This window comes from Paraburkholderia sp. HC6.4b, assembly GCF_014200875.1.
Lineage (GTDB): Bacteria > Pseudomonadota > Gammaproteobacteria > Burkholderiales > Burkholderiaceae > Paraburkholderia > Paraburkholderia tuberum.
In genome coordinates this window covers 104842-127177 of record NZ_JACHDC010000021.1, presented here as the reverse complement: position 1 = coordinate 127177, position 22336 = coordinate 104842, and the positions used below count along the sequence as shown (strand labels likewise).

Sequence of the window (22336 nt, the reverse complement as noted above, 5' to 3'; positions counted from 1 at the left end):
GGGAGGTGTAGGTATGAGCATGATCCAGGAATTTAAAGAATTTGCCCTCAAAGGCAACGTGATGGATCTGGCGGTCGGTGTGATTATCGGCGGCGCGTTTTCCACCATTGTCAATTCCGTGGTTAAAGACCTGATCATGCCGGTTGTCGGGGTCGCTACCGGCGGCCTCGATTTCTCCAATCTGTTCGTTCGCCTGGGCCATATTCCGGCCACTTACAAAGGCAACCCCGAATCGTATAAAGACCTGCAGACGGGTGGCGTGGCGGTGTTCGGTTACGGTTCGTTCATTACCGCGACGATCAACTTCATCATTCTCGCGTTCATCATCTTTCTGATGGTCAAGTTCATCAACAAACTGCGCAAGGAGCCGCAAGCCGCGCCGGCGGAGCCGCCGCCGCCGCCGGAAGACGTGCTGCTGCTGCGCGAGATCCGCGATTCGCTGAACAACCAGCAGCGTTAATCGTCGAATCAAGCTCGGGTTGCACTGGCCTGAGCCAGTGAAATCAAAAGGCCTGTTGCGATCGGCGTCGCAACAGGCCTTTGTGTTTTCACGCTGCCTTCAGCGCGCTGCGCTTTATCGAGCCTTACCCTTCCTTTTGCGCCTTCAATTGCGCCGCGCTTTCGATCATCGCTTCGAGCTGGCCGAAATTGACAGGCTTCGTCAGATGCGATGTAAAGCCCGCGCTCAAACAGCGGCGCACGTCCTCGTCGGTGCCGAAGCCGGTCAGCGCGACGGCTGGCACGTCGGAATGTTCGCGAAACGCCTTGACGAAATCAAGACCGGTGCCATCGGGCAATCCGACATCGCTGACAACCAGATCGAACCTGTGCAACTGCGTCGCCGCAAGCGCATCGTCGACGCGCCCGACCACCGTCACCTGATGACCCAAGCCGCGCATCAATTGGGCCATCACGTCGGCGGTGTCGGCATGGTCCTCGATCAGCAGCACGGACAGCGAACTCGCCGGCTGCATGTTGCTCGGCACGATGACCGGCGGCGCGGTGGCTCGCGCGGCGGCGGTCGGCAGCGTGATCGTGAAGGTCGCGCCGCAATGCGGACCGGGACTCCGCGCGGTCACGGTGCCGCCGTGCACGTCCGTCAAAGCCTTCGTGATCGCGAGACCGAGACCCAGGCCGCCGAACTGCCGCGTCATGCTTTGGTCGCCCTGCTCGAACGCATTGAACAGCTTGCCGATCTGCTCCGGCTCGATGCCGATGCCGGTGTCTTCGACCGAGATCTGCACCTGCATGCGTTCGTCGCGTGTGCGCACATAGATATGGCCGCCGTCCGGCGTGAACTTCGCGGCATTGCGAATCAGGTTCCACAGCATCTGTTGCAGCCGCGCGCGATCGGCGAGCACGTAGTGATGCGTCGCGTGCTTCTCGACATGCACGTCCTGCTGCTTGACCTGGATTTCGCTGCGAAAGAGTTCGAGCACGCTGTCGATCACCTCGTGTACGTCGACGGTCTCCAGCGACAGCCGCAGCTTGCCGTTCGCGACGCGCGTCAGATCGAGCAGATCGTCGATCAGCCGCGCCTCCAGTTCGACGTTGCGGCGGATCATGCGCACGCTCGCACGCGCCTGCTCCGGCAGTTCCGGGATCATCTCGAGTACGCTCGCACCCGCGAGCACCGGCGTGAGCGGTGTGCGCAATTCGTGCGACAGCATCGCGAGAAAACGGTCCTTCGCGCGATTCGCTTCTTCGGCGGCCTGGCGCGCGGCCTGCTCGGACTCGAGCAGTCGCTCGCGCTCCTCAATCGCCTCGCGCTGCGAGTGGATGTCGGTGCAGCTACCGAACCATTTGCTGACGTTGCCATCGGCATCGCGCATCGCGACCACGCGCACGTCGAACCAGCGGTACTCGCCGTCGTGGCGGCGAATCCGCATCTCGTGCCGATAGTCGCCGCTGCGGCTCGCGACGGCCTTCAGCCAGCTTTGCCGGATCTGCTCGCGGTCGTCGGGATGCACGGCCTCGAGCCACGCGAGACCATGCGAGCCATGTTCGGGCAAGCCGGTGTAGTCGTACCACTGCTTCGACAGGAAGTCGCAATCGCCGGCCGCGTCGCAGGTCAGCACGAGATGCGGCAACGTCTCCGACAGCGTGCGGTAATGCAGCTCGCGATCGCGCAGCACCCGCGCTTCGTCGGACGCGCGTTGCAGCCGCACCTGCGACAACACGCGCTCCACGGCCTCTGGCAGATAGTCGAGATAGTCGCCGGACTTCGGCACCACGTCAGACACGCCCGCGCGCAGCGCCTCGATCACGCGCGACTCGTCGGTGAAGCCGGTCACGAGGATCGCCGGAATGCGCACCCCCTCCGCGCGCAGACGCCGGAAGAAATCGAGCCCGGTCTCCGGTCCGCTCAGCTGATAATCGAGCACGAGCAGATCGGGGGCGCGGCTCGCGAGCCGCTCGCGGGCCGCCTCGACGCCGGCGCAGATCGTCACCCGGCAGCCGGCGCGTTCGAGCGACTTGCGCGCGAGCCGCAAGATGCCCTCGTCGTCATCGACGACGAGCACATAGGCGGCGTGCGGCGTGGACACTTCTTCGATCATGCAGGTGCTCTCCGGCTCGGTACGGTGCTCATCTTGTCATGAACGGCTTTCGGACAGCTTCAAGGCGGCGCGAGCCGATGCCCCGGCGGCAGTTTGACCACTTGCAGGAAAAAGCCGAGCCGACGCACGGCCTCGATGAACGCATCGTATTCGACCGGCTTGCAGAGATAGACGTTGCAACCGAGTTCGTAGCAGCGCGCGATTTCGCGCGGATCGTCGGTCGTGGTCAGCACGATCACGGGCACGGCGGCGGTCTCGGGGGCCTCCTTCAGACGCCGCAACACCTCGAAGCCGTCGACGCGCGGCATCTTCAGATCGAGCAGCACGACGAAATTCGCCAGATTCTCGCGCGGCGGATAGGGATGGCCGTCGGCGTCGGTCAACGGCTCAGCGGCCGCGGGGCCGAAGAAGTAATCGAGCGCCTGCTGGCCGTCGCGAAAGCGCACGAAGCCGTTCGAAATGCCGGCGCGGCGCAGATTCCGCTCGACGAGCGTCGCGTGGCCGTCGTCGTCTTCGATCAGAACGATGCTGACCGCTTGCGCGTGATTCATAGGCTCTCCGTGCCAACGATTCGTCATCCATGCCGCCGGGAGAATGGCAGCGACGGTGCCCGCGCCGGCGTGCGCCGCGCTCAGAGGCGCGCCGGCTGCTCGGGCAGCACCACGAAAAAGGTCGATCCGGCGCCTTCGGCCGATTCGACCCAGACGCGCCCGCCGTGCCGCTCGACCGCGCGCCGCACCACCGCGAGGCCGATCCCCTCGCCGCTTGCGACGTCCCCGTGCAGACGCTGGAACGCGCGAAACACCTTCGACAGATACACGGCCGGAATGCCGAGCCCATTATCGCGGACGTAATAGATGCGCATACGGACCGCGCGCGGCTCGCTTTCGTCGACGGGTTCGGGCGCGAGCGCGCCGACCTCGATGCGCCCGCGGCGCGCCGGATCGAGGAAAGTCAGCGCATTGCCGATCAGGTTGCCGAAGATCTGCTCGACCGCCGCCGGATCGCCCCATGCGGGCGGCAGCTCGCGCACCGTGACGCTCGCGGCGCGCTGGTCGATCGTGCCTTGCAGCCCATCGACGACTCGCGCCACCGCGCGCTCGACGCTGACCCGCTGCCACTGATATTCGAGCCGTCCCGCGCGCGAGATGCGCAACAGCGCGTCGATGATCGCCGCCGCGCGCGCGACCGCGGTGCGCAAATAGTGCAACGACTCGCGCACGTCGCCATCGAGGATCTGCGTCATGCGCCGTGCTTCATTCGCCGGCAGACGAGCCCGTCCGACGAGCACGTCGAGTTCGTCGCACGACACGTGCAGCTCTTTCGAAAACCCCTGCAGATTGACGAGCGGCGAGCGCAGATCGTGCGACACGCTGTAGATGAACATCTCGTTGTCCTGCGTTTCCTGGCGCAATTCCTCATTGACGGCCGCCAGTTCGCGCGCGCGTGCTTCGAGCTCCGTCTTCAGCGCTTCCTGCCCGGCTTCCGCCTCGCGCAGACGCGCATCGGTCTGATGTAGCACCGTGTCGAGCGCGGCGATTTCGTCGCTGCCCGACAACGGCGCCGCGAGCGGCCGGCCGCTGCCGAGCCGCTCGGCGTTATCGGTCAGCACTTCGAGGCGTTGGCCGATGCCGCGCGCGAACACGAAGGCGGTGACCGCCCAGATCAGCATCGAGCCGAACACCGCGGCGATCAGCGCGCGCTGCTGAAGCTCGCGCCGCTCGCCGAGCGCGCTCGAGCGCTCGACGTCGAGCTCCGACGCCGCCGCGCCGAACTGGGCCAACTCGTCGCGGAACACGGCGATCTGCTCCGGCAACTCGCCGGTTTCGAGCGCGATATAGGGGCGTAGACTGCGCCCCTCGTGCAACGCCTGCGAGATCGCGACACTCTGTTCGCGATACGCGTCGATCGCGCGCCGCATGCTGCGCACACGCTCGGCCTGGGCCGGCGTTTCGGCGACGAGCGCATCGAGCTTCGCGAGCCGGTCATTCAGGTCGACCCACACCGCATGGCGGTCGATCAGCGAGGCGCTGCCCGTCACCATCGCCGTGCGCACGCGCGCGGCCTGACGCAGCAGCGGATCGACGATGGCCGACGACTCGTAGAGGATCTGCTTGCTGTTGTCGACCCATCGCGCGGCCTGCGCGGTCCGCTCCTGGGTATCGAAGACGACCCCGAGCAGCGCGAGTTCGACCACGCTCGGTATCGCGATCAGCAGCAGACCTTTGGTGAATAGTTTCATGGTTCCGTCAGGGCGTTCAGGCTGTGGTTCAGGCTGTCACTCGAACGGCGGGGCTCGCGCGCACCCGTCGCGCCCTGCAAGGCGGGCGCCGCGCGGCTGGACGGGCCATTATCGACGTGAATCAGAGATATTTCAACGACGCGCCAGCAAGCGCTCGACCACACAAAAATGACTTTTTTATTGGGATGGGATGTTTTTTCCGCGCCGCCTGCGTCTATGATGGAGACAAGGTGTGCTGGGATGCGAATGCGCGCGGCGAGGCGGTTCGGCATGATTCGTGCGGGAGGCGGTGGGGCGATGCGGTAGCGTCGAATCATCGTGAATCCGGCCTTGTCGTATGCTATAAAACATCGACGTGCGGCGCGCGAAAGCCGGGAGTGGTCGCATGAGGACGCAGCGATTCTTGCAATTCTTTTTCAGGCGAATTTTTATGTCCTTCCCGAAAAAGCGTAGACGCGCGAAGGTGGACGGCGACGAGTCGTTCCTCGCGGTTCTGCGGCATTTCAAGCCGTTCGGTCAACTCGACACCAAGATTGCGCGGGCTCGCGCGCAGGACGAACCGGTGCTCTATGCACACGTGCTGCCCGGACTCGACGTGCTTCTATGCAGTGTGCGCGGCGCACAGCCGCCCTACCCCGCGCCAGCCGAATTGCGGCGGCGCTGCCTCGAATCCATTACCAACGCGCTGGAGCAGCCGCTCGATGGTCTCGAGAACGGCGGCTACTGGTACGAGGCCGACGGCTTCGGCTTCCTCGTGTTCGCGAGCCGTGCGCGCGGCAAGATTCTGACGGAGTTCGGCGCGACACGAATCGGTACCCGGCGCGGCGTGCGTCGCCAGGATGCGTCGGGCGATGCAACACCACGTTCGCTCAGATAGGCCAATCGGGCGCCCTGAAGTTCAGGGCTGCTGACAGGTCGTTCCCTTCGCTTCATCGAAACCCTGGCTCGACGGCAACCGCGCGCAGTTCCTCACGCGGCATCATGCCGTTGATTCGGCGATCGCATCATCGACGCGCTCGCCGCGCTTCAACCGCCCTTGTATTCGGCCGCGCTCGCCGGCGACTGCGTCGCGGGCTTACGATCCACCGCGGCTGGCGACGACGCGCCGCCCGAAGACTTGTTGACCGGCGCGCCCTTGAGCGATATCGGCGCCTTCGGCTGTTGCTTGACGCCCGGCGGCGGCGCCTTCGGCATCTGCCGCGCTTGCGCGAGCAATTGCGCGCACGGCAGCGGCTTGTTGTTGCTCGGCGCGAGCAGCGGGATCAGCGCCGCGAACGGATTGATCAGCCCGAGCCCGACCACCGCGCCGCCGCGCAACGCGAGCGCGGCCGCATTGACGCCGACGTGCGGATCCTTGAAGGTGCCCTTCACGTACAGCGGCGAGCGCAGCGAAAAGACCCGGAAGCCCTTCGTATGCGGATGCACGCCCAGGTCCATCGTCTCGTCGCGCAGATTCACGTGACCGTCGATGTTGATCACCGCGTCGCCGGTATCGAGCGCGAACACGCGCGCTTCGAGCACGCCCTCGGTCGCGACGAAATCGGCGGCCGCGCAGTTGATCTTCACGTCGCGCGCGCCGAACAGCTTTTCATAGACGACGTTCGCGACGTTCAGCCCCGCCGCCTCCATCAGCAGACGGCTCACGGTGCCGTCGGTCACGAGCGCCTTCAACTCGCCGTTCGAAGTCGCCGCGAGCGCCGCCGGCGAATTACCGGTCGCGGACAGCGACGCATCGCCGTTGATCTCGCCGAGCGCGTTCTGCATCGTCTTGAAGCTCGGGAACAATTGCTTCAACTTCAGATGCCGCGCCGACATCGCGAAGCGCCCCTTCAACGGCGCCGCGCTGCCATCGAGATGAATGTCCGACGCGAGCGAGCCGCCCGCGACGCCGAACTTCAGTGGCACGAGCGACAGCACGCCGTCGGTCATCACGACGTGCGTGTACAGATCCGTGATCGGCAGGTTCGTGTTCTTGATGATGCGCCGGCCGGTGAACTTAACGTCGGCGTCGATCGCCTTCCAGCGGTCGGTGCGGAACTCCTCCACGGGCAGCGCGCGATCGCTCGGCTGACGGGCCGTGTCGCCACGCTTCGCCTTGCTCGCGTTCGAATCGGCGCCGATCACCGGCGCCAGATCCGAGAACTGCAACAGATGCGACTCGAGTTCGCCCCGCAGCAGCGCACGTGGCTCGCGCCCGGTATAGGTCAACGAACCGTTCAGATCGCTGCCGCCGACCCGGCCTGTAAAGTTTTCATACGTGAACACGTTGCCGCTCGCTTTGAACTGACCGATCAGACGACCCTCGGTCGCGTACGGCGGGGTCTCGGGCAAGGTCACGCCGGTCAGCGAATACAGGCGCGCCATGCTGTTGCCCTGCAGCCAGAGACGCAGATCGAGCGCCCCGAGATGCGCCGGATCGGTGAGCGTGCCGACGAAGGCGATATGCAGATCGCCGGCTTTGACATCGGCCTGCACCGGGAACGGCCGGTTCGCGTCCTGCAGCGCGAGCACGCCGCCGAGCTTGCCGTTGCCCGACACCGGCGTGCGGTTGTAGGTGCCCTTGACGGTCCAGCCGATCGCATAAAGCGGCGTCGCGCGCCGGGCGCCAGGTGCGGTGCCGCTCGCCCCCGAGACAGCCGCGGCCGGGCTGGCGCTCCCGCTGGTGGTTTCGGCCGGTGCGGCGGCGCCGCTCGTCGCGAGCGCGCCGGAACTCGCGGCCACGCCCGACGTTGCGGATGCGCCCGATGCGCCCGACGCGCCCGATGCCTGCGCCGCCGCTTCATAAGCCGCCGCTGCGGAAGCCGCCTTCGCCTCCGAGGCCGCCTCTGCCTCGGCCTGCGCGGCGAGTTGGCGCGCGCCCGCCCGGCCGACGGCCTGAGCCGACGCGCTGCGCGAGGCCGCTTCCTGCTGCTTCAGCGCGTCGCCGATCGGGATCGGCTGCCCGAGCGTATCGACGACCATCTGCACCTCGACCTTCTTCTGCTGATCCGACAGCGCGATGTTGCCCTTCGCGAACGCGATATCGTGCAGATCGAGTTTCCACTCGGTGGGTCCGCTCGACGACGGCAGCTTGAAGGTCCAGTTATTGCGCCCGTCGACAAGACGTTCCAGATCGACCGACGGATTCACGAGGTTGATCGCCGGAATCACGATGTCGTGCGCGAGCAGCGGCAGCACCTCGACCTCGAAGTCGATTTCGTCGAGCGTCGCGAACTGCGGCTGTTTGGTCCAGTCGGGATTGCCGATGGTGATGTTGGCCGCCGAAAAGCGCGGCCAAGGCACCCAGCCGCGCCAGCCGGTCTCGCCGACCGCATGACGCCAGCCCACCTTCAGGTCGCCGTTGATCGCAAACGGCCGCCCGATCGCCTGGCTGACCTTGTCGTCGATGTAAGGCCGCGCGCGGTTCCAGTCGAAGCTCAGGATGAAGATCACGAGCGCGACGATCAGGATCACGAGCGCCGCCAGCAGCCATGCAAAGATTTTTCCGACCCGTCGTCCGGTGCCGCTCGACCCTGCCATTGAAAAGCTCCGCGTGTTGTTCCACGTTGTGCACCGTGCAGCAGTTATCGTACCTGGCGCGCGAGCATGAATCGCCGCGTCGGTCGTGCGCTGTTGCGCCTCGTCGCTTTATCATGGCGCACGCTTTACCGACAGCCCCACCGGCACACCCTCCCTCCCCACGGCGTTCCAACCATGACCGATGTTCCCTTCGTCCTCGCCGACGGCATCGTACGGCGCGATGCGCAGCGCGGCCAGACGCTGTTGCAGCCGACCACCTTCGCCCTGCGCGCCGGCGAGCGCGTCGCGATTACCGGACCGTCCGGCTCCGGCAAGAGCGTGTTTCTGCGCGCGCTCGCGCTGCTCGATCCGGTCGATGCGGGGCGCATCCTGTGGCATGGCGCGCCGCTCGAGCGTGCGCGGATTCCGCGCTACCGGCGCGCAATCGCGTATATCCGGCAGCGGCCCGCGCTGATCGACGGCAGCGTCGAAGACAATCTGCGCTATCCGTTTGAGCTGCGGGCATATCGCGACGCGCGCTTCGATCGCACGCGCGCGGCCAGGCTTGCGATGCAGGCCGGCCGCGGCGAGGACTTTCTCGGCAAGCGCGCAAGCGAATTATCGGGTGGCGAAGCGCAGATCGCCGCGCTGATCCGCGTGCTGCAACTCGCGCCCGAAGTGCTGTTGCTCGACGAGCCGACCGCCTCGCTCGATCCGGCGTCGTCGCGCGCGATCGAAGCGCTCGTGCAGGCGTGGTTCGATGCCGCGCCGGGCGCTCACGCATCGATGTGGGTGTCGCACGATGTCGAGCAGGCGGCACGCATGAGCGAACGGCATCTGACGATGCGCGCCGGCGTACTGGCCGAACACACTTGCGTGCGGCGCGATGCGGACCAACGCGCTCCCGCGGACCAGCGTCGGGAGCCCCGCCAATGAGCCTGCAGAATCTGAGTTTATGGGACGTCGCGATCGCGACGCTGCTGATCGTCGTGAATGGCGCGGTGTCGGTCGCGCTGAAGCTCGATCTCGAGCGCAAGCTCGCATGGGCGGCGCTGCGCACCGTGGTCCAGTTGCTCGCGATCGGCTATGTGCTCGGCTGGGTGTTCAGTTTCGCTCGCTGGTACGTGGTGCTGCCGCTGATGATCGTGATGACGCTGATCGCCGGTTTCGCCGGAGCGCAGCGCGGCAGCCACACCTATGCCGGACAACGCGCCGACAGCGTGCTGTCGATCTGGGTCAGCTCGTGGCTCGTGGCCGCGGTGGGACTGTTCGTCGTGATCCGCATCCATCCGTGGTACGCGCCGCAATATGCGATTCCGATTCTCGGCATGATCCTCGGCAACACGCTGACCGGTGTATCGCTCGGCATCGAGCGGATGACCGAGGAGCTGACCGCGCGGCGCGACCGCGTCGACATGGCGCTCGCGCTCGGCGCGACACGCTGGGAGGCCGCGCAGGCGCCGGCGCGCCAGGCGGTGCGCGCCGGCATGATGCCGACGTTGAACCAGATGGCGGTGGTCGGCGTCGTCAGTTTGCCGGGCATGATGACCGGTCAGGTGCTGGCCGGGCAGTCGCCATTGCAGGCGGTGCGCTATCAGATCGTCATCATGTTTCTGATCGCGGCGGCGTCGGCGCTGGGGACCGTGGGCGCGGTGCTGCTCACGTACCGGCGGCTCTTTTCGGCCGAGCATCAGTTCTTGCCGACGCGGCTCGTCGAGCGTGAGGCACGCAAAGGATGACGCATAGGGATGACGCGCTAGCGCGTGCTACGCTCGCGCACGCGGCCATCATGCCGCACGCTCGAACCTTCACCGCTTCGCGGTGACGGCGATCTCCGTGCCGTCGGTCAGCGTCAGCGTTTTCGTCGTGCCGTTGACCGGCATCGTGAAACGCACGATCTGACTCACGCTCACATCGTTCGGACACTTGAGCGTCTTGCCGCCGCTCGTCACGGTTTTCACGCCATGCGGCGTCTGCGCCTGGAAGCTCAGCTGGACGGCCGCGGTGCCGTCGCTCGACACCACCGGCGAGAAGCGGATTTGCGTCTGGCGGATCATCGCGCCATTCTCGTCGACCGGCAGCGACGCATAGTCCGGGCATGCGTCCGTCGCGGCCACCGGACCGCCGGGCGGCACGGTCTTCCACGTGAAGTCGTCCGATTCGCCCGAGCGGATCGTGCGGGTCTCCTGGGAATTGCCGAACTGTTTCGACGTGACGCGAACGGTGTAGCGGATCGGACCGTCGAGCGGGGCCTTGTTGGTCACCGTGATCGGCGTGGCTGCGCGAGCAGCCGGCACGAGCGCGCAGGCGAGAGAAGCGACAACGGAAACGGCGGAGAGTTTGAAGCTGAAGCTCATACTGTCACCTCGTTGTTGTGCCGCTGCGCGCTCGCGTCGACGCGACTGCCTGTGCACTGTTCACGCACTGCCGAGGGCCGGCCGGTTCATACCGGCTGGCCTCGCCGCAAGACACGCAACCGTTTTGGCATGCTGCGTCGTCAGTCTAACGCCAAGCGCGCTGCCGCGCGTGTCGTGTCGGCCCGGGTGTTAACCCGCTTGCGGCGACGCGCTTTCTGCGCGTCGATTTCATCTCAGAAGCCAGTCAGCACCAGCTTGCCGATCGCGCGTCCTGCTTCGAGCAACCCATGCGCGCGACGCAGATTCTCCGCGTTGATGCGGCCGAGGTCCTGGCCGAGCGTCGTGCGCAACGTGCCGGCATCGACGAGCCGCGCGACCTCGGTCAGCAGCTTGTGCTGCTCGATCATGTCGGTCGTGCCGAACATCGAGCGGGTGAACATGAACTCCCAGTGAAACGCGGCGCTCTTCGCCTTCAGCAATTCGACGGGCACGGCGGCGCTGTTCTCGACGATCGTGCAGATGCCGCCTTGCGGCTTGATCAGTTGCGCGGCGGCCGGGAAATTACGGTCGGTGTCGTTGAAGATCAGCACGTAGTCGACCTGCTCGATGCCGATCTCCTTCATCTGCGCGGGCAGATCGCCGAAATGATCGACGACGTGATCCGCGCCGAGCTCCCGTGCCCATTTCGCCGATTCCGGCCGCGACGCGGTCGCGATCACCTGCAGCTTGCCGAGCTGCTTCGCGAGCTGGATGCCGATCGAGCCGACCCCGCCCGCGCCGCCGAAAATCAGCACCGTACGGCCGGCGTCGGCGCCCTGAGGGGATACGCCGAGGCGATCGAACAATGCTTCCCACGCAGTGATCGCGGTCAGTGGCAGCGCGGCCGCGTGCGTGAAATCGAGCGACGCCGGCTTGTGTCCGACGATCCGTTCGTCCACCAGATGAAACTCGCTATTGGCCCCGGGCCGGGTAATGCTGCCCGCATAGAACACCGGATCGCCGACCTTGAACAGCGTGACCTCGGGGCCAGCTGCGACGACAGTGCCGGCCGCATCCCAGCCGAGCACGCGCGGCGTCTTTTCGACGATGTCTTTCGGCGCGCGCACCTTGGTGTCGACCGGGTTCACGGAAATGGCTTCGACCTTGACCAGCAGATCGCGGCCGGTCGCTTCGGGTTTCGGGATCTCGACGTCGACGAGCGCTTCGGCGTGATCGATGGGCAGATAACGGTAGAGTCCTACGGCTTTCATGGCTGCTCCTTGTGGATTCGGTTGATGTGCACGTATGACTCGTATCGTAGGATGGTTCTTATTCTGATAAAACAGTCATAATCACTGAAACATTTTTTGGTTTTTCAGAATAATGGACGATTCAAGCCCGGCCGGCCGGTCCGTGCCCAGCGAACGCGAACGGCTCGATCTGCTCGACGTCGCGTTGTTCGTGCGTGCCGCGCTGCTCGCCAACGTGTCGGCGGCCGGGCGCGAGTTCGGTTTGTCGGCGGCGGTCGCGAGCGCGCGGATCGCACAACTCGAAAAGATCCTCGGCGCGCGTTTGTTGCATCGGACCACGCGCCGCATCAGCCTCACCCAGGACGGTGAAGTGTTCATGACGCGCGCCGAGGCGCTGCTCGACGCGGCCGCCGCAGCGCGCGCATCGGTCGGCCGCGCGCAGGCCGAGCCGCAGGGACGGCTGCGCGTGTCGATGCCGTCGTCGTTCGGGCGTCAGCATGTGTCGCCGGTGATCAGCGAGTTTCTGCGCCGCTATCCGGGGGTCAGCGTCGATCTGCGCCTGACCGATCAGGTGGTCGATCTGGTCGACGCGGGAATCGATGTCGCGATTCGCGTCGGCGTGCTGAAGGATTCGTCGCTGGTCGCGCGGCGGCTCGCGGTCAACCGCCGCGTGCTGTGCGCGGCCCCCGCCTATCTGGCCGCGCGCGGCACGCCGCATCATCCGTCGGATCTCGCGGGGCACGAGTGCATCATCCTGTCGGCGCAGCGCGACTGGCGCTTCGTGACGCCCGCCGGTCCGCTCGACGTGCGCGTGAGCGGCCGCCTCGTCACCGACAACGGCGAGGTGATTCGCGACGCGCTGCTCGCGGGCTTCGGCATCGCGCTGAAATCGACATGGGACGTGGCGCCCTATCTGCGCAGCGGCAAACTCGTCAGCGTGCTCGACAGCTATCCTCTCGCGGACGACGTCGCGATCTGGGCCGTGTACCCAAGCCGCGCGTTCGTGCCGCCGAAGACGCTCGCCTTCATCGACTTCGTCGCCGCGCATTTTGGCGATCCGCCGTACTGGGATCGCGAGCCGGTTGGCCTGGCGGGCGCGTAGACGCGATGCCCGCTACGCCGCGTCAGCGCTCGCCGACCTTTGCGCCGCCCTGCTTGCGATCCGAGTTTACGTCGGCATGCGCGTCGTTCTGCGTGCGTTGCTGATACTCGCCGCCGCCGCGGCGGTCGGTATCCTGCTGCCCATGCGCGATGTCGTCATGTGCCTGCTTGCCGACATGGCGCGGCTCGTCCTCGTGCTGCGACTCGGGATGCTGGTCGGCTTCATGCGGCAGCGGCGCCGCGGCTTCCTGCAACGACTTCGGGTCCTTGTTCGCGCGCGGGTCGGCTTGCGGGTCGCCATCGGTCGATTGCGGCAGGGTCTTCATTGCATTGCTCCTTCGCGAAGCGCGTTCGCGCGCCAAGTACGCACGGCGCATTCGCGGGTTGGATTCAGCCACCCGGACGCGCGCTCATCACGCGACGCCCAGACGCTTTTTCATCGCCGCGGTGATGCGCTGACGCGTCTTTGCGTAGCCGGCCCACGGGTCGCTTCCGAGGCCGTCCACGCGCTCGTGGACGTTGCGGATGCCCCATTGATCGCCGCTCGTCGTGCTCTCCAGTTCGTCCCACGCGAGCGGCACCGACACCCCGAGCCCCGGCCGCGCGCGCGCCGAGAATGCGGCCACCGTGCTCGAGCCACGGTTGTTGCGCAGATAGTCGATGAAAATCTTTTTCTTGCGATTCTGCGCGCCCATCCTGGCGCTGAAGTACTGCGGCAGCGTCGTCGCCATGTGCTGCGCGACCGCCTGCGAGAAATCCTTCACTTCGTCCCAGCCGGCCTGCTTCGCGAGCGGCACGACCACGTGCAAGCCCTTGCCGCCGCTCGTCTTGCAGAACGACTTCAGGCCCAGTTCGTCGAGCAGCGAGCGGGTCAGTTGCGCGGCCTCGACCATGCGCTCCCAGCCGAGCGACGGGTCCGGGTCGAGATCGAAGACCATGCGATCGGGCTTTTCGATATTCGACGCGACCGCATTCCACGTATGAAACTCGACGGTGCCCATCTGCGCGGCGCCGACCAGCGCGGCGAGCGTGTCGATCGTGATCAGCGGAGGATGGCCCGGATCGAGTCCCTCGTGCTGCGTGACGTGCGGAATCGACAGCTTCTGGCTGTGCTTCTGGAAGAACAGCTCACCGCCGATATCCTCGGGCGCGCGCACCAGCGCGACGGGCCGCTCGCGCAGATGCGGCAGCATCCATTCGGCGATTGATTCGTAGTACTGCACCAGTTCGAGCTTGCTTGCGCCGCTGCTCTTGTCGATCACGCGATCGGGATGCGAGATGCGCACGCCGGCGATTTCGCCCTGTGCACGCGAGCGTGTTGCCGTGGTTCGGGCGGGCGCGCTTTCCTTGGCGGCGGCCCTGGCGGCACTGGCGGTCTTGCTGGTTGCGCGCTTTTTCGGCGCGTCTGTTCGTGGCGTATCGGCGGTGGCGGTTTCGGTTTGCTGTTGCACGTCGACTCCTTGTCGGGCGGTTTCCCTGACGATCTGGCGGGCCGGCTTGTCGTCGCGCAGGCTGACGAACGACGCCTGGCGCACGATGCCGTCGCCCGTCCATTCGGCGAAGTTGCATTCGGCAACGAGCACCGGCTCGACCCAATGCACGGGCGTGCGGCTGCGCTCGCGCGGTGTGCTCGCGAACGGCATGCGCTTGCTCGCGTGCGCGTCGAGCGCCTGTTTGACCGAGCGCAGCAGCGCGGCGTCGAAGCCCGTGCCGACGCGGCCTGCGTACTGCAGCCGGCCATCGGCGTCGTAGACGCCGAGCAGCAGCGCGCCGAACGCCGAGCGGCTGCCGCCCGGCTCCGAATAGCCGCCGATCACGAACTCCTGGCGGCGCCGGCACTTCAGCTTGATCCACGACGGCGAGCGGCCCGACACATAGCTGCTGTCACGCCGCTTGCCGATGATGCCTTCGAGCGCCATGTCGCACGCGCTCTTGAGCAGCTCGTCGGCGCTGAACGCGAAGTCGTTCGAAAAGCGCAGCACGCGATCGTCGACGCCTTCGAGCAGCGCCCGCAAAATCGCGCGGCGCTGTTCGAGCGGCACGTCGCGCAGGTCGTAGCCGTTCAGAAACGGCAGATCGAACAGATAGATCACGATGTCCTGCGGGCGATGCGCATCGAACGCATTTTGCAGCAACTGGAAGTTCGGCACGTCGCGTTCATCGAGCACGACCGCCTCGCCGTCGAGCCACGCGCTTTGCACATCGAGTGCCGCGAGAGCCTCGATCTGCTTGCTGAACTTTGCGGTCCAATCGTTGCCGTTGCGCGTGAAAACGCTGACGGGACCGCCCTTCGCTTTCGACGCGTGGTCGATGCGCGCAAGCACGCGGTAGCCGTCGAACTTGACTTCGTAGAGCCAGTCATCGCCTGGCGGCGCGCTGTCGACGAGCGTCGCCAGCTCCGGCTTCAGGCTCGCGGGCAAGGCCGCTGCGACCGCGCCTTCGATCGATGGCGACGCGGCGAGTTCGCGTAGCGACTGCGCGCTGCGCGTCGCGACGATGTCGGGGCGTTTGGGATCGGCTGCGCGGCGCAAGGATGCGGATTTCGCCGGCTTGCCCGCGCTCGTGGCCTTGCCGTCGCGCGAGGTTTTCGTCTGCGCTTTCGATTGCTTCGTTTTCCTGCCTTTCGAAGCCCCGTCGGCCAGCACGCTGCCCGGCAGCTTCTTCAGCACGTCGTAGTGGCTTTCGTCGCGCGCTTCCTCGTCGCGCTCCTTGATCAGCAGCCATTGCTCCTTGTCGCCGCTGCCGCGCATGTGGCTCCGTACCAGCGTCCAGCCGCCATGCAGCTTCTCGCCGTGCAAATGAAACTTGAGCTTGCCGGCCGCGTACGACCGCGCGGCTTCGGCCGCGCCGCCCGCCGGCTCCCACGTGCCGCGATCCCACACGATCACGGTTCCCGCGCCGTAGTTGCCGGGCGGAATCTCGCCCTCGAAGGTACCGTATTCGACCGGATGGTCCTCGACGTGCACCGCGAGCCGCTTGACCGACGGGTCGAGGCTCGGCCCCTTCGGAACCGCCCACGACAGCAGCGCGCCGTTCAGTTCGAGCCGGAAGTCGTAGTGCAGACGCCGCGCGTCGTGCTCCTGGATCACGTAGGAGAGCGTATCGGGCGCAGCATGCGTCGCGCGCTTGCCGGTCTTGCTCGCGGCGCGATTGCGGGTCGTCGCGCCGGCCGGCTCCGGCGTGTCCTCGAAGCGGCGCTTGCGATGATAGTGGTCGAGTCGGTCGTTCATGGCGATGACTCCGGTGCGTTTGGTGCCATAGACGGCTCGGCCGCGCGCTCAGGCCGCCGCGCGCCGTTTGCGGGAAGTTGCGGCGGTTTTCGACGTCGCGCGCCCGCTGCCGCCGCTACCGCTGCGACTGCGCGCCGTGCTTGCCGCGCGCGGCTTTTTGCGCGCGGGCGCGGCCGCCTCTTCATCGGACTCGGCCTCGCTATCGCTCTGATCCTCGTCCTCGTCGGCGGCGCGCTTGCGGCCCGTGGTGGCCTGCTTGCCCTTGCCGCGGCCAAGACTGCGGCGCAGCAGATCGGACAGGTCGAGAATGTCGGCGGACTTGCGCGACTCGTGCGGCGTTTCGACCTCGACGACCTCCTCGGTCTTGCCCGCCTGGATCTTGCGCTCGACGAGCGCCATGATGTCGTCGCGAAACGTATCGTGATACTGCATCGGGTCCCACGTCTCGCTCATGTCGTCGATCAGCTTTTTCGCCATGTCGAGTTCTTTCGCCGACACGCCGGCGGCCTTCATGCCTTCGGGCGGCACGTTGAATTCGTCGAAATTGCGCACCTCGTCGGCCCAGCGCAGTGTGTTCAGCGCGAGCATCGGACCGAGCGGAATCAGCGCCGCCAGATGCTGCTTGTTGTGCAGCACGACACTCGCGACGCCGATTTTGCCCGACGCCGTCATCGCCTCGCGCAACAGCGCATAGACTTTTTCACCCTTGCGGTCGGGCGTCAGGAAATACGGCGTATCGAGATAGAGAAACGAGATGTCGGGGGCGTCGACGAACGCGAGGATGTCGACCGTCTGCGTCGACTCGGGGTTCGCCGAGCGGATTTCGTCGTCCGACAGCACGACGTAGTGATCCTTCTCGTACTCGAAGCCGCGCACGATGTTGTCGCGGGTCACGTCCTTGCCGGTCCTCTTGTTGAACTGCTTGTAGCCGATCGGATCGATCGTGCGCTTGTCGAGCAGATTGAAGCCGACCTTCTCCGACTGCGTCGCCGGATAAAGCTGCACCGGTACGTGGACGAGCCCGAAACTGATTGCGCCCTTCCAGATCATGTGTGCCATCGCGCGCTCCCCTGTCCCATGGCCCTGAGATATCAGGCGAAGCAGCAAGCGTGCCCGCGTTTCGGCGCGCTCGATACTGCTGCCACGCGTAAAGCAGGAGCGGTTCAGCTCGGCGGCGTGCTGTCATGGCGTTGTAAGTCTTGCGACGAGGCGGCAAAACCTACGGTTTTCCTGGTGCGCGCGGTCTACGCGGCGCCCGCATCAAGGCTCGAGCAGGACCGGTACCGACGCAAACCCGCGAAACCGCACGCGAGCGCCCCGCGTCGGCTCACCATCGACGCGATACGCCGGGAAGCGCTGCACGAAGCGCCCGATCGCAATCCGCGCCTCCAGCCGCGCCAGCGACAGACCCGCGCACTGGTGAATCCCGAACCCGAACGCGAGATGCCGGTTCGGGTCGCGGCGGATATCGAAGCGGTCCGGCTCGGCAAACTGCTCGGGATCGCGATTGGCCGCGCCGATGCACAGCGTGACCGGCGTGCCGCGCGCGAGCGCGCCGCCGCCGATCTCGGTATCGACGGTGGCCATGCGATTGCCGAGCTGGTTCGAACTCTCGAAGCGCAAGCACTCCTCGACCGCGGTGCCGATCAACTCCGGCTCGCGCAGCAGCGCGGCACGCTCGTCAGGCCACTCGCTCAGCGTGACGAGACCGTTGCCGATCAGGTTGGTGGTCGTTTCGTGCCCGGCGTTCAGGATGAAAATGCAGTTCTGCAGCAGTTCGGCTTCAGATAGCTGCTCGTGCGGCCCCTGCCCCTGGATCAGCCGCGTCAGCACGTCGTGCTGCGGATCGCCCGGCTCGCGGCGGCGCCGTGCGACGAGGCCGCGCAGATAGTCGACGAATTCGCTGACCGCGCGATTGCCGCGCTCGAACTGCGCGTCGGTCAGCGACGGCTCGAGCGCGCCCAGTATCGCGAGCGACCAGTCGCGCAGCGGCGCGCGTTCATCGTGCGGCACGTCGAGCAGATTGCCGATGACCTCGACCGGAATCGCCGCCGCGAATTCGCCGATCAGATCGATACGCCCGCGCTGCGCGGCCGCATCGAGCAGGCCGTCGACGAGCCGGATCAGCGCGGGCTCCATCGCCGCGATCGCGCGCGCGGTCAGCGCGCCGGCGATCAGCTTGCGCACCCGCGTATGGCGCGGTGGATCGTTGAACACGAGACTCGTGGTGTGATGCGCGTAGAGGAGAGAGTCACCGTATTTCGGGCGGAACTCGACGGTCTTGTCGGAGCTGAAGGTCTTGGGGTCGCGGTAGACCGCCTGCACGTCGCGAAAGCGCGTCAGGAACAGCGAGCCGTCGGGCATGCGCCGGATTGGCTCATAGCTGCGCAGTGCGTGATAGACCGGATAGGGATCGGCGTAGAACGCCGGGCTCAGATGACGCAGATCGAAGTCGCGGGCAAGGGAGGATGCCTCGCTGGCGGTTGCCGGGGTCATGCGTTGTCTCCGTGGGGCGTCTTGTTGCGCCCGTGTGGGGTGGTGGGTTCGTGTGACCGTATTCGTTCGGCCTGCTCCGTTACGGCGATGCGCCGATCGCCGGCTTCAGCCAACGCGACGACCAGCCGCCTGCGACGGGCCAACGCACAGAACCGATACAATAGCGGGATTTTCCGCGCGCCACGCGCCTCTTTCTTCCTGCGTCACCGGTCGTCCATGAACCTCGTCATTCAAAGCGTCGCCCCCCTTTCCGCCGACCACCACAAAACGCTCGTCGCGCTCGCACGCGGCTCGCACGCCGCCGTCATCGACGAGCACGCGATTCGCATCGCCGACGCGAACCTCGCGCAACGCGCTGACGTCGAAGCGTATTGCTATGCGCATCGACTCGATTACGCGTTTGTCGAAACCGGCCGCCAGTTGAGCGACTTCGGCCTCGTCGCGATGGACATGGATTCGACGCTGATCACGATCGAGTGCATCGACGAAATCGCCGATTTCTGCGGGCTCAAAGCCGAAGTCGCGGCGATCACCGAGGCTGCGATGCGCGGCGAGATCAAGGACTTCAACGAGAGCCTGATTCGTCGGGTCGCGCTGCTGAAAGGGCTCGACGCCAGCGCGCTCGAGCGCGTGTACGAGGAGCGGCTGCGGTTGTCGCCGGGCGCCGAACGCATGCTGGCCGGCGCGAAACAGGCGGGCCTGAAAACGCTGCTCGTGTCGGGCGGCTTCACGTTCTTCACCGCGAAGCTGAAGACGCGCCTTGGGCTCGATTTCACGCGCGCGAACACGCTTGAAATCATCGACGGCAAGCTGACCGGCAATGTGGTGGGCGAGATCGTCAATGCCGACGTGAAAGCGCGCACGCTGCGCGAAACCTGCGCGACGCTCGGCATCGAACCGTCGCGCGCAATTGCGATGGGCGACGGCTCAAACGACCTGAAAATGATGGCCGAAGCGGGACTCTCCGTTGCATTCCGGGCGAAGCCGGTGGTGCGGGAAGCAGCCAGCGTGTCGTTCAATTTCGTTGGACTGGACGGTTTGCTGCGGTTGGTTTGAGGCTGGCGCTCGAGGGATCCGTTATCGCTCGCGTTGGCACAACGACCGACGCGCTAGCGAGCCGCGCGAACCGTTGCGTTATCTGTTGAAAATGGCCGGCAGGAACAGCGCGAACATGCCGATGGAAATCAGGATGCTGAAGATCAACACGCCCTTCATGATGCGATCGTGATTTTTGCCTATTTCCAATGACAGGATAAATTGTTTCATAAGCTCCTCCACAAGACAGAACAAGTATAAGAGCTGCACTATCCAATAAAACTAATTGAGGTAAATGTGCAGGGCCGCGGATAGAAGCGCCGCCAGGCAGGTCATGAAAATTGACGTGCCTATCGCCCCACGTGATAGCGCGCCAACCACGGATTCGGTCTGCCGGTGATCGATAACGGCGGCAATCGGCACCGCAAGGTTCAGCAACAGCCAGAAGAAAAGATTCATCCAAGCCCCTCCCCTGAGCGCCGCAACGTTATCCGGCAAGCACACGATCGTAGCGTCGCGCCGCGGCATCGAACATTCGGCCGAACGGTCGGGTCTGCCTGATACTCAGGGCAACAAAAAAGCCCGCCGGGAACACATCCCGGCGGGCTTCTCGAACAACGTGTCGAACAGGGCTAAGGCGTGTTAAGCCAGCTTGGCCAGGCTCTGCTCGATATCCGCGCGCAGGTCCGCCTCGTCTTCCAGACCGATATAGAAGCGCACCAACGTGCCGCGACGCGGCCACTGCGCCGCAGTGCGCATCGACGCGATGTCGTACGGCATCGCGAGGCTATGCGCGCCGCCCCAGCTCCAGCCGAGCGAAAACAGTTCGAGTGACTCGCAAAACGTGTCGATCCGCGCCGCGCTGTACCGCTCGTCGAACACCACCGAGAACAGTCCGCCCGCGCCGCTGAAATCGCGCTTGTACACTTCGTGCCCCGGACAGTCACCGAGCGCCGGATGCAACACCGCGACGATTTCCGGCCGGCTCTTCAACCACGTCGCGAGCGACAGCGCCACGCGATCGTGCTGCGCGAAACGCAACTGCATACTCGGCAGGCTGCGCAGGATCAGCGAGCAGTCGTCCGAGGACACGCCGATGCCCATGCGCATGCGCGCCGCCTTCAGCTTCACATGCACGTCGCGCTCGACCGTGATCGTCGCGCCCATCAGCACGTCGCCGCCACCCGACTGGTATTTGGTCAGCGCCTGCACCGAGATGTCGACGCCGTGGTCGAACGGCCGGAACGCGAGGCCCGCGGACCACGTGTTGTCGATCGCGGTGACGACCTTGCGCGCGCGCGCCGCCGCCGTGATGGCCGGTACGTCGGGCACTTCCATCGTCACCGAGCCGGGCGCCTCGATCCAGATCAGGCGCGTGTTCGGCTGGATCAGACTGGCGATGCCCGCGCCGATCAGCGGATCGTAGTAGCGCGCCGTGATACCGAAATCGCGCGCGAGCCAGTCGCCGTGGTCGCGGTTCGGCGAATACACGTTATCGGGAATCAGCACGTCGTCGCCGGCCTTCACGAGCCCGAAGTAGACGTTCGAGATCGACGACAGCCCCGACGGCTGCAGCAGCGCATGATTGCCGCCCTCGATCGCGGCGAGGCGCTGAGCGAGCGCGATCTGCGTCGGCGTCGCATGCAGGCCGTAGCGCCATTGCGCGTCGTTTTTCCAGTCGAGCGCGCGCATCGCGGCGAGGTCGGGAAACACCACCGTCGACGCGCGCGTGACGGGCGTCGAGAACGATTCGAAGCCCGGCGTGATCTGGTCCTCGGCACGCACGATGCGGGTCTGCAGGCCATGTTTGAATTTGGATTCAGTCATGTGAAGCTCGGTGAAAAACATAGTCAAGCGAGCCTGAAGCAACGGCCGCGCTGCGCGATTCCGGATGCCCGGCGCGCGTGCGCATCAGTAGCCCGTTTGCAGGTTGCTGACGCCGCCCACTGGGTGCCCCCCGGCAGCGGATGCCGGCGCGGGAGCCGCCGCTGCGCCGTTGGCCGCGGCCGGTTGCGGTGAGGGGGCTGCAGGCCTCGTCGCCGCACCGCCGGCCGAACCGGCCACCGGCACCGCCTGCCCTGCCGCCAGCGGCTTCAGGTTGAATTCCTGCGGGTTCGAATCGTCGACGTTCATGCGGTCGCCTTCGAGCGAGCCGTCCGCCGCGAACTTGCCGACCCAGTTGCCGGTGATATGCGTGCCGTCGTTCGATTCCTCGACTTCGAGCGTATCGCCGACGCGATCGCCAGCGATCAGAATCACCTCGCCGCTATCCGTGTACTGATACTCGCCGTGCACGCCTGATGGATCGTCGGTCTTGGGCCCGAGCCGCAGCACGATCGGCCGCGCGCCGAGCGTGCCCACGTAGCGCGGAAACTTCGCGAACTCGGGGCTCGGTTTCAGCGGCAGCTGGATCGGCGGCGGCGCGGCCAGTGCCTTGACCGCATCGCTTTCCGCCCACGCCTGCGACGGCATCCACAGCACCGTGCCCGTGCACAACAGCGCGGCGGCGCTCACCACCACGCCGGCGCGCAGGCGCAACGTGCGCGTTGCCGAACCCTTCGTCACTTTCGCTTCCTGCATCCCGTCGATC

Annotated in this window: 21 protein-coding genes; 6 read left to right on the top strand and 15 right to left on the bottom strand. The window is 65.9% G+C overall.

Annotation, left to right across the window (positions count from 1 at the left end):
- Positions 1-13 precede the first annotated feature (13 nt).
- Positions 14-460, top strand: coding sequence for a large conductance mechanosensitive channel protein MscL (mscL, locus tag HDG34_RS29380; RefSeq protein ID WP_090804694.1), 447 nt, complete (start codon positions 14-16; stop codon positions 458-460).
- A 124-nt stretch (positions 461-584) separates the two neighbouring features.
- Here mscL and HDG34_RS29375 read toward each other — a convergent pair whose 3' ends face one another.
- The 4 genes from HDG34_RS29375 to HDG34_RS29360 all read right to left on the bottom strand — a co-directional run bounded on the left by HDG34_RS29375 (position 585) and on the right by HDG34_RS29360 (position 5072).
- Entirely contained in the window at positions 585-2558 is a 1974-nt protein-coding gene (locus tag HDG34_RS29375; RefSeq protein WP_184065004.1) for a response regulator, read from the bottom strand.
- 59 nt (positions 2559-2617) lie between these two features.
- On the bottom strand, positions 2618-3109 hold the full coding sequence (locus HDG34_RS29370; protein WP_184065000.1) for a response regulator: 492 nt from the start codon (positions 3107-3109) through the stop codon (positions 2618-2620).
- Positions 3110-3189: 80 nt separating this feature from the next.
- On the bottom strand, positions 3190-4800 hold the full coding sequence (locus HDG34_RS29365; RefSeq protein ID WP_184064997.1) for an ATP-binding protein: 1611 nt from the start codon (positions 4798-4800) through the stop codon (positions 3190-3192).
- Positions 4797-5072, bottom strand: coding sequence for a hypothetical protein (locus HDG34_RS29360; RefSeq protein ID WP_184064994.1), 276 nt, complete (start codon positions 5070-5072; stop codon positions 4797-4799). The genes HDG34_RS29365 and HDG34_RS29360 overlap by 4 nt, the downstream gene beginning before the upstream one ends.
- Before the next feature lie 113 nt (positions 5073-5185).
- Between HDG34_RS29360 and HDG34_RS29355 the strand changes: the two genes are divergently transcribed.
- Positions 5186-5677 carry a hypothetical protein gene (locus HDG34_RS29355; RefSeq protein ID WP_184033415.1) on the top strand — a complete coding sequence of 164 codons (492 nt, stop codon included), beginning with the start codon at positions 5186-5188 and terminating at the stop codon, positions 5675-5677.
- A 149-nt stretch (positions 5678-5826) separates the two neighbouring features.
- On the opposite strand, the gene HDG34_RS29350 is transcribed toward HDG34_RS29355, so the two are convergent.
- On the bottom strand, positions 5827-8319 hold the full coding sequence (locus tag HDG34_RS29350; protein WP_184064991.1) for an AsmA family protein: 2493 nt from the start codon (positions 8317-8319) through the stop codon (positions 5827-5829).
- Positions 8320-8493: 174 nt separating this feature from the next.
- Between HDG34_RS29350 and HDG34_RS29345 the strand changes: the two genes are divergently transcribed.
- Together HDG34_RS29345 and HDG34_RS29340 are read left to right on the top strand one after the other, a co-directional pair.
- Complete coding sequence (locus HDG34_RS29345) at positions 8494-9234, top strand: ATP-binding cassette domain-containing protein (RefSeq protein ID WP_184064988.1); 741 nt, start codon at positions 8494-8496, stop codon at positions 9232-9234.
- Positions 9231-10037 (top strand): ABC transporter permease, encoded by an 807-nt coding sequence (locus HDG34_RS29340; protein WP_184064985.1) that lies wholly within the window; start codon positions 9231-9233, stop codon positions 10035-10037. Before HDG34_RS29345 ends, HDG34_RS29340 begins: the two co-directional genes overlap by 4 nt.
- A gap of 69 nt (positions 10038-10106) precedes the next feature.
- On the opposite strand, the gene HDG34_RS29335 is transcribed toward HDG34_RS29340, so the two are convergent.
- Together HDG34_RS29335 and HDG34_RS29330 are read right to left on the bottom strand one after the other, a co-directional pair.
- Positions 10107-10655 (bottom strand): DUF6013 family protein, encoded by a 549-nt coding sequence (locus HDG34_RS29335; RefSeq protein WP_184064982.1) that lies wholly within the window; start codon positions 10653-10655, stop codon positions 10107-10109.
- 233 nt (positions 10656-10888) lie between these two features.
- Entirely contained in the window at positions 10889-11905 is a 1017-nt protein-coding gene (locus HDG34_RS29330; RefSeq protein ID WP_184064979.1) for a zinc-binding alcohol dehydrogenase family protein, read from the bottom strand.
- Between the two features lie 112 nt (positions 11906-12017).
- Here HDG34_RS29330 and HDG34_RS29325 point away from each other — a divergent pair, with 112 nt between their 5' ends.
- Complete coding sequence (locus tag HDG34_RS29325) at positions 12018-12986, top strand: LysR family transcriptional regulator (protein WP_184064976.1); 969 nt, start codon at positions 12018-12020, stop codon at positions 12984-12986.
- 22 nt (positions 12987-13008) lie between these two features.
- On the opposite strand, the gene HDG34_RS29320 is transcribed toward HDG34_RS29325, so the two are convergent.
- The 4 genes from HDG34_RS29320 to HDG34_RS29305 form a co-directional block, all read right to left on the bottom strand.
- The gene (locus HDG34_RS29320) at positions 13009-13311 is read right to left on the bottom strand and encodes a hypothetical protein (RefSeq protein ID WP_184064973.1); all 303 of its coding nucleotides are present in this window, start codon (positions 13309-13311) and stop codon (positions 13009-13011) included.
- An 87-nt stretch (positions 13312-13398) separates the two neighbouring features.
- On the bottom strand, positions 13399-16215 hold the full coding sequence (gene ligD, locus HDG34_RS29315) for a DNA ligase D (protein ID WP_184064970.1): 2817 nt from the start codon (positions 16213-16215) through the stop codon (positions 13399-13401).
- A 48-nt stretch (positions 16216-16263) separates the two neighbouring features.
- The gene (locus HDG34_RS29310; RefSeq protein ID WP_184064967.1) at positions 16264-17274 is read right to left on the bottom strand and encodes a Ku protein; all 1011 of its coding nucleotides are present in this window, start codon (positions 17272-17274) and stop codon (positions 16264-16266) included.
- A 201-nt stretch (positions 17275-17475) separates the two neighbouring features.
- Complete coding sequence (locus tag HDG34_RS29305) at positions 17476-18711, bottom strand: cytochrome P450 (RefSeq protein WP_184064964.1); 1236 nt, start codon at positions 18709-18711, stop codon at positions 17476-17478.
- Positions 18712-18927: 216 nt separating this feature from the next.
- On the opposite strand from HDG34_RS29305, the gene serB reads away from it, so the two are divergent.
- A complete protein-coding gene (gene serB / locus HDG34_RS29300; RefSeq protein ID WP_184064961.1) occupies positions 18928-19767 on the top strand; it encodes a phosphoserine phosphatase SerB in 840 nt (279 codons plus the stop codon).
- Positions 19768-19845: 78 nt separating this feature from the next.
- Here the strand turns inward: serB and HDG34_RS39540 are convergent, their stop codons facing one another.
- From HDG34_RS39540 to HDG34_RS29285, 4 genes are all read right to left on the bottom strand, one after another.
- Positions 19846-19977: a hypothetical protein gene (locus HDG34_RS39540; RefSeq protein WP_260321381.1), complete on the bottom strand. Its 132-nt coding sequence runs from the start codon at positions 19975-19977 to the stop codon at positions 19846-19848.
- Positions 19978-20028: 51 nt separating this feature from the next.
- Positions 20029-20205 carry a hypothetical protein gene (locus HDG34_RS29295; protein WP_184065081.1) on the bottom strand — a complete coding sequence of 59 codons (177 nt, stop codon included), beginning with the start codon at positions 20203-20205 and terminating at the stop codon, positions 20029-20031.
- A gap of 183 nt (positions 20206-20388) precedes the next feature.
- Complete coding sequence (locus HDG34_RS29290; RefSeq protein WP_184064958.1) at positions 20389-21573, bottom strand: cystathionine beta-lyase; 1185 nt, start codon at positions 21571-21573, stop codon at positions 20389-20391.
- Between the two features lie 84 nt (positions 21574-21657).
- Positions 21658-22326, bottom strand: coding sequence for a hypothetical protein (locus HDG34_RS29285; protein WP_184064955.1), 669 nt, complete (start codon positions 22324-22326; stop codon positions 21658-21660).
- Between the last annotated feature and the right edge of the window lie 10 nt (positions 22327-22336).